A 15,636-nucleotide genomic window follows, 5' to 3' on the forward strand; every position below is an offset into this window, starting at 1 on the left:
AGTGGTTATCGTTTCAACGAGAAGTGACCTGTAACTTCTTTTGTTAATCCTGTTTTTGGATCTACATACTCTGCTTTAAACCAGTAGTCGGTTGATGGCATTGGTTTTCCGTTAAAGGTTCCGTCCCAGCCTTCGCTTGCTCCACTTAATTGTTTAATCAGTTTTCCAAAACGGTCAAAAATGTATATTTTGGCATTTGGCTGATTCTTTAACGACCAAATGTTCCAAGTATCGTTGTAACCGTCGTTGTTTGGTGTAAAGTATTTTGGATAATCCATCACGTTGATTACTTTACTTGCCTCACATGGTTGTCCTTGAATACGTACATAAACTGTGTGCTCACCCGGCGTGACATCTAAAAAGATATTCGAATCTTGCCATGGACCGTTGTCTAATTTATACTCTAATTGTACGCCCGGACCTGCATAAGCCATTACTTCGATTGCGTTGGTATCACCAAAGCTATCTGTTAGCTTCACTTCGTCGATTGTTACGCTTGGCGCTTCATTTACTACTGCCGTGCGTGTAGTGCTACATCCGTTTGGACCGGTTACCACTACTCGGTAAGTACCACCGCGTTTAACATATAATCGGCCGCCGTCGTTTAACACGTCTGCTACAGTTGGCGTTAAAGGTTGCCCATCACGTGTCCAAACAAGGGTATAACCCGTATCTTCTTGGATTCCAGTTTCCAAGTAATGTCCACTAATCAGAGCAAATTGGTCGCGGTATTCGTAACACACTACTCCGTTTTCTAATGGTAAAACTTCTGGTGCGTCTTTTAATCGAACCGTAAAAGTTACACTTGCACTACATACTAAATTCGTATTGGTGTATTTTACTACTGCTCTTATTACTTCCCCATCGAAAACTTGTACGCTGTTTTTGTTTACAATGGTGCCATCCCAACGCTCATACTGTACAAATACATCTGCTGCTGCTGGTTGGTTGCCAATAATCTCTGCGTCTAATCCGCTTAAATCTACTATCGATACTCCATCGTTTTCAAAATCGGTTTCACAGAATTCTGTATCACTCGCTGCAAAGGCATATACTGCTTGCTCAATTTGGATAAAGAAGGTAGATATATTAAAACATCCTGTTTCACTGTTTTCTACACGAACCCAGATTTGCTGACGATCTAAGGTAGTGTTTTCATAGGTATATGGCAATGGGTTTACATTGTCTTCTGCATTTTCCTCGGTAGCAAAATATCTTACGATATGCGTTGCTGGATCTTGCGTACCCAAGGCTTGCGCATCTTTATCGCGTAGGTTGAACTTTGTGCTACGCGTTGGGTTATCCATACATGCTGCCAAAGTTGTCATTGGTCCTACTGTTGGCCATGGGTGTACCACCAAATCTAAAACAACAACCACATAACAACGTTGGTTTGTATCTGTGAAACTATTTTCTACACGTACATAAACTTGTGATGTACCAGTAAAGAAATTACTTGGTGTACCTATTAAGCTTAAAGGATCTTGTGTATGAGCTCCTATCTCTGAAGCATAATAGGTATAAATATAATTATTATTAAAATTACTGATACTTGCTTCTGCATCTCTTAAATCAAAGGTTGCCATACCTGAATTAAACGTATCTTCACATAATTCCAATGGTGTTGGTGTATAGTTCGGTTCAGGTACTGGTAACACGCGTAATGTTAAGGTAGTTACACTTCTACAACCGTATTGGTTCTCCACGCCGATATAAATGGTTTGTGGGTTTACCGTATTATAGAACTTGCTTGGATTTGCGATTTTGTTGAAATCGTTCTCTGCCGCTTGCTGGGTTAGGTAATAATTGATTACTGTTCCAAATGGTGGCTGACCGCCAAACAATTCATATTCGCGGATGGTTAAATCAAACTCGCGCAATCCATCGTTTATTTGATCGGTATCACATAATACGATTGGCAATGGCTGCTGTAACACAAATGGTGCAACTACCTCTATTTGGAAACTCATCACACGTGCACAACCACCCGGTTTTGATGTATCTTCTATACGAACCCATATTGTTTGTGGGTTTACTGTATTTTGGAACTGTGTAGGGTTTACAATCCAATTCGTATTACTATTAGCCAATGCTTGGGTAGTAAAGTAACGGATTTGGTAGGTTCCTTGAGCTGTTTGTGCCGCTAATAATGCCGCATTTTGCTCGGTTAAATCAAATATGCTTAATTGATCTTGAGTGCTTCCTAACACGTCACATTCCACCAATTTTGGTAAACTCGCAGGTAATTTTGGTGGAACTACCAATTGGAAGGCAATTGGATATACAGAGAAACAACCGGATACCGGATCGTTTACGCGGATCCAAATCGTTGAGTTTCCTGGCGTTAAATTGTTATAGGCTACCGGGTTCGATATATTATTTATATTGTTCATGGCATCAGACTCGGTTTCGAAAAACTGGAATCCGTAGTTTTGACCCGTAGCATCTATCAATGCTTTTCCGTATAAGTAAATGTTAATGGTACCAAAACCTGAATCGCTACATATTATGTAAGGTGTACTTGGTACGGCAATAACAGGGTTGGCTTTTACTTCTAAATTCATAGTGCTTACTACAAAACATCCGGTACTTGCGTTAAATACGCGTACATAGATGGTTTGTACGTTGGCAGATACATTTTGGTATTGGTTTGCCAATGGGTTTAATCCCGTTTGGGCATCAATGTTGTTGTAATGGAAACTTACATCTAAACCTTGTTGCGTACCGATGATTCCTGCTTTTAAGCTTGCTAAATCAAACACTTCAAAACCATCGCCATTGGTATCACATTTTGTAACCGTTGGTAACGGATTGGCTACAACCGGCATGGCTACCAATTCAATATTGATGCGGCTTACTACGAAACAGCCTGTGGTGTTATCGGTTACACGTACATAAACTACTGTTGATACATTGGTTGAAAAATTGGTTGGGTTGCCTATTGCTCCCGTATTTGCCATTGCTGCGGCTGAACTTATATGGTAGCTTACTGTATAGTTAGCAGCGTTTAAACCGGTTAACATTTCTGATTCTTTGCTGCGTAAGTTTACTGTTTCTACACCATCATTATTAATGTCACAAACCTGAAGACCTCGAATTGGGGTAATGGCAGGGGTTTTGTTTACGATTAACACCAAAGGAACCGTGTTATAACAGCTAGAGTTGGTAAACCCTACGCGCACATAAATCGTTTGTTGGTCTTTTACTTTATTGATGTAAGCGCCGGTATTGAAGATGGCATTGGCATTGGCATCTGCATCTCCTTGGGTTTCGTGGAAAGTAACTACCGAATTAGCCGGCATTGGGTTTCCTGCGATTAATACACGGGTTACATCTAAGTTAAACTCTCCAAATCCATCATTGTTTAAATCACAATATGTTAATGGTGCAATGCTGTTAGCTACTGGAGTGTTGATGATTTGTAACTGCAAAGGAACTACCGTGAAACAGTCGCCATCTAAATTGCGTACACGCACATAAATGGTTCCCGCTGCTCCGGTGTAATTTACAGGTAACATTAAAGCGGTGTTGCCTAATAATGCATCTTGCTGCGTGCTGTAAAACTCTAAAGACACACCTAGTGGACTAACAGGTACGGTGCTATAAGCTAAATTTAAATCGAAATTTGCTAAACCTGTATTTCCGTTTTCACATGCTGTGATTGGTAAAACTGTGGTTTGGATTAACGGTAATAAGTTTCTATATAAATAGAAAGAAGTTACTCCAAATGACAATGAGTTGTTACTATCGGTTACGCGAACCCATATACGTTCACCATTTGTTCCGTTATAGGTTGCTAAACTTCCCGATGGTATCGCATTGATGCCTGTATCTGCATCGGGTTTGCTTAAATGGTAAGTTACTATATATCCTGCTGCATTGTTGTAAACAACTGGGGTTTGAACGGTTAAATCAAATGTCTGTACACTTTCACCTTCACATATCGATAAGTCCGGTAAAGGATTTAACGTTAAACTACAATTTAGTAAACTGATTGTAAATGAGGTTACATAAGGACATGGATTGTTTAACTCGTAGGCACGAACCCATATCGTTAATGAACCGACAGTACTATTTGGTAAATTATAAAAATTAGAAATTGCATTGGTATCATTCTCCGCATCTTGTTGCGTTAAATAATAACTGAATAATATATCTGGATTGCTCGTTACTCCCGTCAAAGCATCGTCTAAATTAAATCGGGTCGAAGAACCTGAACTCGGACACAATGATATATTCTGGGGCGCGGAAATCGTTACATAATCAAAAAATTCTATTCGAACGGGTGGTGCTTCTAACACACAGCCTGTTACGTTAGGTATAAAACCTTTAACACTGTATTCTCCCGTTTCTGTAACTACTAAATTAGGACCGGTTTGACCTGGAATTTGCACACCATCTTTAAACCACTCAAAAGTAAATAAGTTAGGGTCTAAACCAGACTGTAACGTATAGCTATCGCCCACACATAAACCTTCGCCATTTTCAATTAAAACAGGGTTACCTAAATCTAAATCACCAATATCAAAACTTCCTGCTTTGAAAAATGCAGCACTACTATGTCTGTTGTTTGGACAGAAATCTATTACCGCTAATTTAATTGTGTACTTTCTACCAACAATAACATTTGCCGTTAAAGATGTCATTGGAACTGTATGACCTATATAATTTATAGGTGCAGACAAAGCTGGTGTAGTGCTTGGGGCTGCATAAACATTTCCCATATACAAAGGGTTAACATTGGCGCAAGTTCCTCCTGACTTTGTTACATCACGTACTGTATTAATTGAAATTGGGTCTGTGGTATTTGGAACTAGCGCTAAGTTTTGTCCTACTCCTGTGGTCGTATCAATTAACCATGCTGCAAACATAGCTCCATTTTCACACCACTCTCCACATTGAGAATGATAACTATTTGATGCAAATAAGTATTCAAAAGTAACTGAACTTTGGACTGGTATAAAATCAAATTCAAGTTGAGTGGATCGATAGGTAGGCTGCGACCCTCCCCCTGCATTATTAATAGCATCATTTAAAGTTTGATCTCCAGCCCAACGTTCACCATTCACACCACTTGTTTGCCTGAGTGATGGCCCAGGAATTTCAGCAGGTGAATCAGTACACAAAACGACACCATCCTCAAAAGGAAAAGTTGAACCGTTTTGGTTAAAATACGCCAAATTGTAATACTGTTGAGCTTGTGGCGATCCATCTCCATTTTGATACCTTACATTAGACACCAAATCACATTGAGATCGCACTAAAACATCCTTCACAAGCTCGTCGGGCGTATAAGTAGCGTCCACAGCCACATAATTGTACTGCTGGCTAAATCCTAAAAAGCTGGTTACTAAAAACAGTATTAATAAATATTTGTTTCTCATAGTTAGTTAATATAAAATTTATGAGTTAAATAAAACAAAAAAACACACTTTGTTTTTAAAAGCGAAATTTACATAAAATTAAGAAACTATTAAGGTTTTTTTTGAAAAAGTTTTAAACAAGGTAAAATTTAACAGTTTTAAGCTGCCGAAAAATCACATCGCACATATTATATTTCTTGACTACAATACTTTATTTAGCACATTTCACTATATTTGCATTCTTAATATTTTATCTAATAAATACTATTAAAATTATGTGTAAATCAGACGCATTACACGATGATATAGGCGAAAACCACATTGGAACTAGCGACTATACACCTTTGAGAGCCGACGCTTTTTCTATTTCGGACGATGAAAAAATTGAACGAATCAAGAAAGATGTAGAAAATATTTTAAATACTTTGGGTATGGATTTGACCGACGATAGTTTGAAAGGTACTCCTAACCGTGTGGCTAAAATGTTTGTGAAGGAAATTTTTGGAGGATTGAATCCTGAAAAAAAACCTTCTTCATCTACTTTTGACAATAAATATAAGTATAATGAAATGTTGGTTGAAAAAAACATTGTGGTTTATTCAACCTGCGAGCATCATTTACTGCCAATCGTTGGGCGTGCGCATGTGGCATACATATCAAACGGAAAAGTGGTTGGTTTGTCTAAAATGAACCGCATTGTAGATTACTACGCAAAACGCCCACAGGTGCAAGAACGCTTAACCATTCAGATTGTTGAAGAATTAAAACGTGTGTTAGGAACCGACGATGTGGCTTGTGTGGTAGATGCCAAACATTTGTGTGTAAATTCCCGTGGTATTCGCGATATTGAAAGTTCAACTGTTACTGCAGAGTTCAGCGGTGCTTTTAAAAACGAAACAACCCGCAGAGAGTTTTTAGACTATATTAAATTAGATACGCAGTTTTAGTTTAACGCGAATTTGCTAATTCGCAATAGCGCAACAATTATGAAAGAAAACCTAAAAATATACAATTCAATTACCGGAGAAAAAGAGCTTTTTAAACCTTTGCACGAAGATAAAGTAGGTATGTATGTTTGTGGACCTACTGTTTACAGCAATGTGCATTTGGGAAATGTGCGCACTTTTCTTTCGTTTGATTTTATCTTCCGAAGCCTTCAATATTTAGGGTTTAAGGTGCGCTATGTACGAAACATTACCGATGCCGGCCATTTAACCGATGACGGCGATGTGAACAACGACCGCTTTGTAAAACAATCACGTTTAGAGAAGCTGGAACCAATGGAAATTGTTCAAAAATATACGGTTGATTTTCATAACGTATTAAAGTTGTTCAACCTGCTTCCTCCTACTATTGAACCTACTGCAACCGGTCATATTATTGAACAATTGGAACTTACTCAAAAGCTAATCGATAAAGGTTTTGCTTACGAAAGTAACGGTTCGGTTTATTTTGATGTGTTGGAATACAATAAACGCGGTTTAAATTACGGCGAACTTTCGCGCAGAAACATCGAAGAATTGTTTGAAAATACTCGTGATTTGGACGGACAAAACGAAAAGAAAAATCCACAAGATTTTGCCCTTTGGAAAAAAGCTTCTCCACAACACATCATGCGTTGGTCGTCTCCGTGGGGCGATGGTTTTCCGGGTTGGCATTTGGAATGTACTGCAATGAGCACGAAGTATTTGGGCGATGAATTTGATATTCACGGCGGCGGAATGGATTTAAAATTCCCGCACCACGAATGTGAAATTGCACAAGGAAAAGCGTGCAACGGCAACTCGCCAGTTCGTTATTGGATGCACGCTAATATGCTGACTATGAACGGACAACGCATGAGTAAATCTACCGGAAACTACATTTTACCGATGCAGTTAATCTCTGGCGAAAACGATTTCTTTGAAAAACCTTTTACGCCGGCTGTATTGCGTTTCTGCTTTTTGCAGGCACATTACCGCAGTGTTTTAGACATTTCAAACGAAGCCATGTTTGCATCTGAAAAAGGTTTTGATCGATTAATGGACGCTATAAAATCACTTGCCGATTTAAAAACCTCAGCAGCATCTTCCTTTAATGTATCAGAATGGAAACAGAAATGTTTGGATGCATTATTAGATGATTTCAATAGCCCGGTTTTGATTGCAACCATTTTTGAAGCAGTGAAATTCATTAATTCGGTTAAAGAAAACAAAGCAACCATTTCGGCAGCCGATTTAGATCTTTTGAAAGAAACATTAAATGCATTGGTGTTTGATGTGTTGGGATTGTATCATGCAGAAACAGCAAACAACAACCAAAAATTAGAAGAAGTTGTAAACCTTTTAATCAACATGCGCAACTTGGCACGTGCCAACAAAGATTTTGCGCAGTCTGACTTAATTCGCGATCAATTGGCAGCAATCGGTATCGAGCTAAAAGACGGAAAAGAAGGCACAACTTTTACATTATAAATTTTACAAAAAAAAGAGGTACTTAAACGGTAGCTTTTTTTATCTTTGATATTTATGGAACAACTCAAAAAAATACTCATTTTTCCTTTTGTTGTGCTGATACGTTTTTACCAATTGGTGATTTCGCCCTTAACGCCGCCCTCGTGCAGGTTCACGCCTACATGTTCGCATTACACCTTAGAAGCATTAAGAAAACATGGCTTGTTCAAAGGGAGTTGGTTAGGTATCAAACGTATTGCAAAATGCCATCCTTGGGGAAAATCGGGCTACGACCCTGTTCCATAAAAACAATTAAAAAATAGTTATTATGATTTGGAATCCGTCTGAAGGAATTACCATTGCAGGTTTCACCCTGCGCTTTTATAGTTTAATGTTTGTAGTGGCTTTTGGTCTAGGCTATTACATTATGAGCAAAGTATATCACCGCGAAAACCGTTCACAAGACGAGTTAGACAAACTTTTTTTCTACACTTTTATTGCCACTTTATTAGGTGCGCGTTTGGGGCATGTATTCTTTTACGATTGGGATTATTACCAGCATCATTTATCAGAAATATTGTTGCCGTTTAGATTTGACCCATTTGAGTTTACTGGATTTGCAGGATTAGCGAGCCATGGAGCAGCAATTGGTATTATTTTGGCAATGTTTTTTTACAGCCGAATCATTAAAAAACCGTTGTTGTGGATTTTAGACCGCGTGGTTTTATCAATCACGATTGGTGGGGTTTTTGTTCGATTGGGAAACTTTTTCAACTCAGAAATTTATGGTCATATCACCGAAAAATCGTTTCCTTTTGGAATAAAATTTATTCGTGAAGAAGAGTTTTGGCGAGCAAACAATTTAATGGGAATTACGCAGGCTGCCAATAAAAACGAAGCTTATAAACTAATAGAAACCGATCCAAGATTTTCAACCATTTTAGAAGCGATTCCGTTTCGTCATCCCACTCAATTATACGAAGCGTTTGGATATGTGATTTTGTTTATCGTTTTAATGTTTATGTATTGGAAAACCGATGCACGCAACTATTTAGGAAAAATCTTCGGAGTGTTTTTAGTATTCTTATGGTTGATTCGATTTGTGGTGGAATACGTGAAGGAAAGCCAAGGCGGATTTGAATCTTCGTTAGGATTATTATCAACCGGTCAGTGGTTAAGTATTCCTTTCATCATTGCCGGAATTTACATTTGGGCAACTGCCAAAAACCGACCTGTTAAAATTTAAATTTTTCAGATACAAAAAGTCAAGCTTTAAGCTTGACTTTTTTTAATATGCTACATTTGCTTTTATAGTTAATATATGCGGGGTCTTTATTGAAGGACAACAATGACCGTCTGTTTCTGCATATTCCAACTTTACAACATGTATTTTACCGTCGCGAATTGTATCAAATGCAAATAAATAATCAGGTTCATAACCAGCGATAATTTTCAAATTTTCCCCTGTATTTTGGTACAAACTTAAGCCTTGACTAATAATGGCATTACCACCATCTTTAGGAACTAGGTTAAAATATATAGCAACATCCTCTACTCCATCTCCAGTAAAATCTCCAACATTCGGAATCTGTAAATCTATTCCCGTATCAGGATTCTCAGACAATATAGTCGGCAAATAAGCATCAAACTTTTTCATTGCCAACTGCACAGCTTCTTCGGCAGAAATAATCTTTTGTACAGAATCTGTATCTTTCCTTAAACTATTTGCAGTTTCCTTTTTAGCTGATTTACCCATGCAACCACACAGCAACAAACAATAACTAATAGTAAGTATCTTTTTCATAACCACTTTTATTTAAAGATACAACGATAGAATAAAAATTCAGAGATATTTAACATTTCTTCCCTAAAAAATTTCGACATTCGTTGCATGAAAATAAAACGAAAAAAATTAATGACTACTACCCTTCTTGTTATCGGAATTTTAATTGCCGCAACACTTATTTTTCTGCAACATCCGCTTTTTGGAAAAGAGCCATCGGGCGAGCGCTTGAAACGCATCCAACAATCAAAAAATTATACAAACGGTCAGTTTCAAAACCTATCCAACACCCCCGCATTATCAGAAGATGCTACTTATTTTGGTATGATAAAAGAATTACTTTTTTCAAAAATTGAACACACCAAACCCACAGACAGTATTCCTTGTGTACATACCAATTTATTAGAAAACACAATAAATGATGATTTTATGGTTTGGTTTGGGCATTCATCTTACTACATGAAAATTGATGGGCAATCGCTTTTGATTGATCCGGTTTTAAGCAAAAACGCATCGCCTTTATATGGAACAAATACTGCTTTTGCAGGTGCCGACTTGTTTACTTGCGAATCTTTGCCTAAAATTGATGTTTTGATTTTAACGCATGATCATTACGACCACTTAGATTATTCATCGTTTAAAAATATTAAAGACAAAGTAAGCAAAATTATTTGTCCGTTGGGTGTGGGTGCACATTTAGAATATTGGGGATTTCCAAAAGAAAACATCACCGAATTAGATTGGTATGAAGATGCCTCTGTAACCGATGCTATTAAAATCACAGCTACTCCAGCACGTCATTTTTCGGGCAGAAGTTTTAAACGAAACACCACTTTATGGGCTTCGTATGTGCTGCAAACAAAAAATTTAAACATCTATTTAGGTGGTGATAGCGGATATGATACGCACTTTAAAGAAATTGGTACAAAATACGGTCCGTTTGACTTAGCCATTTTAGAGAACGGACAGTACGACAGAAAATGGAAATATATCCACATGATGCCTGAAGAAGTGGTGCAAGCAAGCAATGATTTACAGGCAAAAAGATTTTTCCCAGTGCATAGCTCTAAATTCAAATTGGCAAATCATCCGTGGAAAGAACCTTTGGAACGCGTAAGTATTGCAAGTGCAAAACAAAACACATCAAAATTAATAACGCCCAAAATTGGCGAAGTAATCTATTTAAATAACCCCGATCAAGTTTTTGAAAAATGGTGGGAACAGATTAATTAATATAACCCATAGTGCATTATAGAATTCGCACACATACACAGATTTTTATATCACTTTAAGCAAATCATAAAAATGATTCCTCTTTATTGAACGTATTGCATCCAAGATCTGTAAAAATTAATACATAGTATCATTAATTTGTAAAATTACATCTGTGCATCTGTAAAAAAAACATTTTTTTGAATACCAGTGTATTATATTTTAATTTGATAATATATTACGGATTAATATAGTAAAAAAGTCGCTTCAAAAAAGCGACTTTAATTATTCATACTGCTGCACCAATTCCATTATTTTCTTTTCTTTTTCTAATAAAATCAAGCGCGTTCCTTCTAGTTTGTAATGGGTGACTTTTTCTAAAGCATCGGTAAAAACTTTTTCGTTTACACCTTCGCAAAACATTCTGGTTGAAGTAATATGGTTAAATTTCATAGTGTTTTGATACATTAACAACTGTCCATTGATTGCATTGCAAGCTGTATTTCCAGAAAAAACTGGCTGGTTGATATCAATCTTGATAAAAGGCTTTTTGTAGGGATACAAATCGGCTGCTTTAATTTTTCCGACATAAATTTTATCTAAGTACCAATTTCCATTCAACGTTACCTTATGAAACTTCATTTCACCACCGTCTGATTTTAAAATCAACACATTCTGCTTTAATTCATACGAAGTAGCTTGCGACAAAGCTTTTCTGTAGTCATCACTTTTCACTTTTTCACACGCCATCATGGTCGAAATAAAATCAGCAGGAAAACTAATTTCTTGATTTTTCTTCAAAGTCGCTTTTCCGTTGATTCTGTTGCAACCATCGTATCCGTAAACCGATAAATTTTCAGCACTTTCAAAAGTCAAAGTGGGCAAACCTTCTTTAAAATCTTTCGCTAAATCTTTACTAAAACTTGCGCTAGCAAGTTCCCAATTTCCATTTAAAACCGATTGATCTTCTTTAATCTCTTTTTTAACCGCACAAGATACAATAAGGCTTGCTACCGCTAAAAACACAAAAACTTTTTTCATATTTATTTTAATTTCGATAAAAATAAAAAAAGCTCCGCAAAATGCGAAGCTTTTAACTATTCGTTATGTAAAAAAGCTTGTCGTTCTAATAGCACTTCTTCACTTTCCACATGATTATCATCGGGCACACAACAATCAACTGGGCAAACAGCTGCACATTGTGGCTCTTCGTGAAAACCTTTACACTCGGTACATTTTCCAGGAACAATGTAATAAATATCGTCCGAAATCGGTGTTTGTGCATCGTCTGCATCTACTTCCGAACCGTCTGGTAAAATCACTTTTCCGTTTAATTTTGTACCATCTTTCCAACGCCAATCGTCGGCACCTTCATATATTGCTGTATTTGGGCACTCCGGCTCGCAGGCACCACAATTTATACATTCATCGGTTATTATAATTGCCATAGCAAGGATTTTATTTAATTAATGTAACTTTGCACAAAAGTACTGCATAAACAATTTACAAACAAATCTATATGATTTTAGAAGATAAAAAAAAGGCTTTTATACAATTGGGGCACTTTTTAAAACAATTTACTACGACACCCTACCAACAAAACCCCGAGGTGTTGTGCAACGAATTGTTTTTTGAGCCGTTTATTGGTCTAATTAACCAATTACACCACAGCAACAGTTGGTTTAAACGCGAACAACTAGAATTTGCATTCAAATCGTGGAGCGATGCGTTAACAAATGATCATCTAACCAAATGGCTCGCTGCATATGATTTTCAGGAAGAACCTTTAAAAACAATAGGGTTGGTGTTGGCTGGAAACATTCCAATGGTGGGTTTCCATGACATTTTATCAGTGTTGATATCGGGCAATAAGGCATTAATCAAATTATCTTCAAACGATGAATTACTGATTCCTGTTTTGTTGAAATACCTTGAAACAGTTGAACCCGAGCTTAAAAATCGATATGAAATTACAAAAGATAAACTACAAAATTTTGATGCAGTAATTGCCACAGGAAGCAACAACACCGCACGATATTTTGAATATTATTTTGGAAAGCACCCTCATATTATCCGTAAAAACCGAAATTCGGTTGCTGTTTTAAATGGCAATGAATCAAAAGAAGATTTGGTGGCTTTGGGTGAAGATATTTTTAGGTATTACGGTTTGGGTTGCAGAAATGTATCGAAACTTTTCGTGCCAAAAAATTACAATTTTGATTTGTTTTTTGAAGCAATGTTTGCTTTTAAAGACCTTATAGACGACGATAAATACGCCAATAATTACGATTACAACAAAGCTGTTTTTTTAATGAGCAATTTTAATTTGCTAGACAACGGTTTTATGACAATTAAAGAAGACACAGGATATACCTCTCCTATTTCATCTGTTTTTTATGAGTTTTATGATGATATAAACGAAGTTAAAAAGCGATTAAATACCGATAAGGAAAAAATTCAATGTGTTGTTTCCAACCAAATAATAGAAAATAGTTTGCCTTTTGGAACCACACAAACCCCACAACTTTGGGATTATGCAGATAATGTGGATACAATGAAATTTTTATTATCTTTATAAATGATTCAAGAGGCTGTCCAAAAAGTTTGGGCAGCCCTTTTTTTGTTGTGTTTTCTCTAAAAAATTCGTATTTTAGAGTTGAACAAAAAACCCAACTATGGCTAAGGTAACATTTAAAAATCAAACAGGCAACTCTCCAGAACTTTTCCCTATCAATATTTTTGATTTGATTCCAGAAGACCACCCCGTTCGGTTGGTGGATTCGGTGGTTAATCAATTGGATATCAGCGATATTACAAATCTTTACTTAGGCGGAGGTTGCTCTGCATATCATCCGATAATGATGATTAAAGTGTTGTTTTACAGCTATTTGTCCAACGTTTATTCGTGTAGAAAAATCGCCAAAGCCCTTACCGAAAACATTCATTTTATGTACATTTCGGGAAATTCTACGCCAAATTTTAGAACCATCAACGAATTTAGAGGGAAAATTTTGAAGGAGAAAATCAAAGATTTGTTTGCCGAAGTGGTGAAAATGCTGGTAGAATTGGGCTACATCAGCCTTGATGTTCAGTATATTGACGGCACAAAAATAGAGGCAAAAATCCAATAAATACACCTTCGTTTGGCGGGGTTCTGTGGAAAAGTACAAAGAAAAATTAGAAGTTAAAATCAATACGATTCTTTCAGATATTGAAAACAGTATTCAATCAGATAATCAAGAACTTAACAAGGAAGAACTGCCCAAAAAAATCAATTCCGAAGAACTAAAAGAGAAGTTATCTGAATTGAACAAAAAACTAAAAGAACCTACCAAAAAACAGGCAAAAGAGCTACAAAAACTTCAGGATGAGCATCTTCTAAAATTAGAAAAATACGAAAAAGACCTAGAAACTTTAGGCGATAGGAATTCTTACAGCAAAACCGACCCCGACGCTACTTTTATGCGGATGAAGGAAGATCACATTAAAAACGGACAGCTTAAACCGGCTTATAATACGCAGATTTCAACTGAAAACCAGTTTATTACACACATCTCTATCCATCAAAAACCTGGTGACACCACCACTTTAGAATCTCATTTGGAAGGTTTTGAAAATGCTTACAAAAAACAAAGCAAAGAAGTGGTTGCCGATGCAGGATACGGAAGTGAGGAGAATTACGAAATGCTTGAAAATAAGAGCGTTACAGCGTATATGAAGTATAATTATTTTCATGCAGAACAGAAAAAGAAGATGGAAAACAATCCGTTTTTGGTTCAGAATTTATTCTATAACCAAGAACAAGATTTTTACGTTTGTCCGATGGGTCAACGAATGGAAAATATAGGCAAAGGCAAACGAATATCGAGCAACGGACACGAATCGCAAGTGTCTTATTATCAAGCTAAAAACTGCAACAATTGTCCGCTTCGAGGGGAATGTTTCAATGCGAAAGGCAAACGAAAAATAGAAGTCAATCACCGTTTGAATGAGCTTAAAGAAAAAGCGAGAAATTTATTGACGAGCGAGAAAGGGCTGGAACACCGAAGCAAACGCCCGATAGAAGTAGAAGCTGTCTTTGGTCAACTTAAAAGTAATAATAAATTTAACAGATTTACATTCAAAGGATTAGAAAAAGTAGAATTAGAATTTCTACTGATGGCTCTTGGGCATAATTTTAGAAAAATGGTGGCCAAAGGAGCGACTTCTAAGAAAATTGTTGTAAAAACCGCAAAAAGAGGTTCAAAAATGATTTTTGAAATTGAAATTTTCATTTTTAAGCATCAAGAATTTTCTTCAACTAAAAATAATCACCACAATTTTCACTATCAAAAATTAGCCGCATAAAAAAAGACTGCCTTTTTGGACAGCCTCTTTGTAATATCCTTTTTTAATTTCTCTTGATTAAAAAAATTGTTTGTTTTTTACTTTTGCTTTTGCTTTCTTTAAAATATGTTAATTCTCTATGAATCCCTTTCCTTTTTATTATCCAAACACTTGGAGTACTAGAACAAATATTTAAATATTTATATTTTTCGATATAGTTTAAACTGTCTATATAAAACCCTTTTTGTTTACATTTTAAAAACAAACTATCTTCGCGTCTTTCCCAAGTTCCTCTATTAAATTGTGCACAAGTTTCAAATGAATATGTTTTATCTTTATACAAAGTCAAAATTTCACTTGGAATTAAAGAACTTCTCTGGTAAAATATTTTTTCTTTTAAAGTTTTTGGAGGTGTATAAACGACCGGATAATTTACCATTTGATCTATATTACCCATTTGATCTATACTACTACAAGAAAAAAAGGTTAATATCAAAAATATTAAAATAATTCTCATCAA

At 36.3% G+C, this 15,636-nt stretch carries 11 protein-coding genes and 1 pseudogene; 7 read left to right on the forward strand and 5 right to left on the reverse strand.

Going from position 1 to position 15,636, the window contains the following annotated elements:
- Positions 1 to 5: 5 nt before the first annotated feature.
- A complete protein-coding gene (locus tag NPX36_RS01425) occupies positions 6 to 5,384 on the reverse strand; it encodes a T9SS type B sorting domain-containing protein (RefSeq protein ID WP_257499660.1) in 5,379 nt (1,792 codons plus the stop codon).
- A gap of 254 nt (positions 5,385 to 5,638) precedes the next feature.
- Between NPX36_RS01425 and folE the strand changes: the two genes are divergently transcribed.
- Genes folE through lgt form a run of 4 tightly spaced genes read left to right on the forward strand, consistent with a single transcriptional unit; the run spans position 5,639 to position 9,041 of the window.
- Positions 5,639 to 6,310 carry a GTP cyclohydrolase I FolE gene (gene folE / locus NPX36_RS01430; RefSeq protein ID WP_257499661.1) on the forward strand — a complete coding sequence of 224 codons (672 nt, stop codon included), beginning with the start codon at positions 5,639 to 5,641 and terminating at the stop codon, positions 6,308 to 6,310.
- Positions 6,311 to 6,349: 39 nt separating this feature from the next.
- Entirely contained in the window at positions 6,350 to 7,816 is a 1,467-nt protein-coding gene (cysS, locus tag NPX36_RS01435) for a cysteine--tRNA ligase (protein WP_257499662.1), read from the forward strand.
- A 54-nt stretch (positions 7,817 to 7,870) separates the two neighbouring features.
- Complete coding sequence (yidD, locus tag NPX36_RS01440) at positions 7,871 to 8,101, forward strand: membrane protein insertion efficiency factor YidD (RefSeq protein WP_257499663.1); 231 nt, start codon at positions 7,871 to 7,873, stop codon at positions 8,099 to 8,101.
- 22 nt (positions 8,102 to 8,123) lie between these two features.
- Positions 8,124 to 9,041 carry a prolipoprotein diacylglyceryl transferase gene (gene lgt / locus NPX36_RS01445; RefSeq protein ID WP_257499664.1) on the forward strand — a complete coding sequence of 306 codons (918 nt, stop codon included), beginning with the start codon at positions 8,124 to 8,126 and terminating at the stop codon, positions 9,039 to 9,041.
- 42 nt (positions 9,042 to 9,083) lie between these two features.
- Here the strand turns inward: lgt and NPX36_RS01450 are convergent, their stop codons facing one another.
- On the reverse strand, positions 9,084 to 9,599 hold the full coding sequence (locus tag NPX36_RS01450; RefSeq protein ID WP_257499665.1) for a hypothetical protein: 516 nt from the start codon (positions 9,597 to 9,599) through the stop codon (positions 9,084 to 9,086).
- A gap of 111 nt (positions 9,600 to 9,710) precedes the next feature.
- On the opposite strand from NPX36_RS01450, the gene NPX36_RS01455 reads away from it, so the two are divergent.
- Entirely contained in the window at positions 9,711 to 10,811 is a 1,101-nt protein-coding gene (locus NPX36_RS01455) for an MBL fold metallo-hydrolase (RefSeq protein WP_257499666.1), read from the forward strand.
- A 264-nt stretch (positions 10,812 to 11,075) separates the two neighbouring features.
- Here NPX36_RS01455 and NPX36_RS01460 read toward each other — a convergent pair whose 3' ends face one another.
- Both NPX36_RS01460 and NPX36_RS01465 read right to left on the reverse strand, forming a co-directional pair.
- Positions 11,076 to 11,831, reverse strand: coding sequence for an META domain-containing protein (locus tag NPX36_RS01460; protein ID WP_257499667.1), 756 nt, complete (start codon positions 11,829 to 11,831; stop codon positions 11,076 to 11,078).
- 56 nt (positions 11,832 to 11,887) lie between these two features.
- Positions 11,888 to 12,238 carry a 4Fe-4S dicluster domain-containing protein gene (locus NPX36_RS01465; RefSeq protein WP_257499668.1) on the reverse strand — a complete coding sequence of 117 codons (351 nt, stop codon included), beginning with the start codon at positions 12,236 to 12,238 and terminating at the stop codon, positions 11,888 to 11,890.
- A 71-nt stretch (positions 12,239 to 12,309) separates the two neighbouring features.
- Between NPX36_RS01465 and NPX36_RS01470 the strand changes: the two genes are divergently transcribed.
- On the forward strand, positions 12,310 to 13,368 hold the full coding sequence (locus NPX36_RS01470; RefSeq protein ID WP_257499669.1) for an acyl-CoA reductase: 1,059 nt from the start codon (positions 12,310 to 12,312) through the stop codon (positions 13,366 to 13,368).
- Positions 13,369 to 13,465: 97 nt separating this feature from the next.
- Positions 13,466 to 15,041: pseudogene (locus NPX36_RS01475) on the forward strand (IS1182 family transposase); the annotation flags it as partial.
- A 139-nt stretch (positions 15,042 to 15,180) separates the two neighbouring features.
- On the opposite strand, the gene NPX36_RS01480 reads toward NPX36_RS01475, so the two are convergent.
- On the reverse strand, positions 15,181 to 15,633 hold the full coding sequence (locus NPX36_RS01480) for a hypothetical protein (protein WP_257499670.1): 453 nt from the start codon (positions 15,631 to 15,633) through the stop codon (positions 15,181 to 15,183).
- Between the last annotated feature and the right edge of the window lie 3 nt (positions 15,634 to 15,636).

Origin of the sequence: Paenimyroides aestuarii (assembly GCF_024628805.1) — a bacterium.
Lineage (GTDB): Bacteria > Bacteroidota > Bacteroidia > Flavobacteriales > Flavobacteriaceae > Flavobacterium > Flavobacterium aestuarii_A.

Excerpts from the sequence above, each read along its gene's own strand:
- yidD (WP_257499663.1), top strand. The coding sequence starts at position 7,871 with ATGGAACAACTCAAAAAAATACTCATTTTTCCTTTTGTTGTGCTGATA.
- NPX36_RS01465 (WP_257499668.1), bottom strand. The coding sequence starts at position 12,238 with ATGGCAATTATAATAACCGATGAATGTATAAATTGTGGTGCCTGCGAG.
- NPX36_RS01455 (WP_257499666.1), top strand. The coding sequence starts at position 9,711 with ATGACTACTACCCTTCTTGTTATCGGAATTTTAATTGCCGCAACACTT.
- cysS (WP_257499662.1), top strand. The coding sequence starts at position 6,350 with ATGAAAGAAAACCTAAAAATATACAATTCAATTACCGGAGAAAAAGAG.
- NPX36_RS01425 (WP_257499660.1), bottom strand. The coding sequence starts at position 5,384 with ATGAGAAACAAATATTTATTAATACTGTTTTTAGTAACCAGCTTTTTA.
- NPX36_RS01450 (WP_257499665.1), bottom strand. The coding sequence starts at position 9,599 with ATGAAAAAGATACTTACTATTAGTTATTGTTTGTTGCTGTGTGGTTGC.
- NPX36_RS01480 (WP_257499670.1), bottom strand. The coding sequence starts at position 15,633 with ATGAGAATTATTTTAATATTTTTGATATTAACCTTTTTTTCTTGTAGT.
- lgt (WP_257499664.1), top strand. The coding sequence starts at position 8,124 with ATGATTTGGAATCCGTCTGAAGGAATTACCATTGCAGGTTTCACCCTG.
- NPX36_RS01470 (WP_257499669.1), top strand. The coding sequence starts at position 12,310 with ATGATTTTAGAAGATAAAAAAAAGGCTTTTATACAATTGGGGCACTTT.
- NPX36_RS01460 (WP_257499667.1), bottom strand. The coding sequence starts at position 11,831 with ATGAAAAAAGTTTTTGTGTTTTTAGCGGTAGCAAGCCTTATTGTATCT.
- folE (WP_257499661.1), top strand. The coding sequence starts at position 5,639 with ATGTGTAAATCAGACGCATTACACGATGATATAGGCGAAAACCACATT.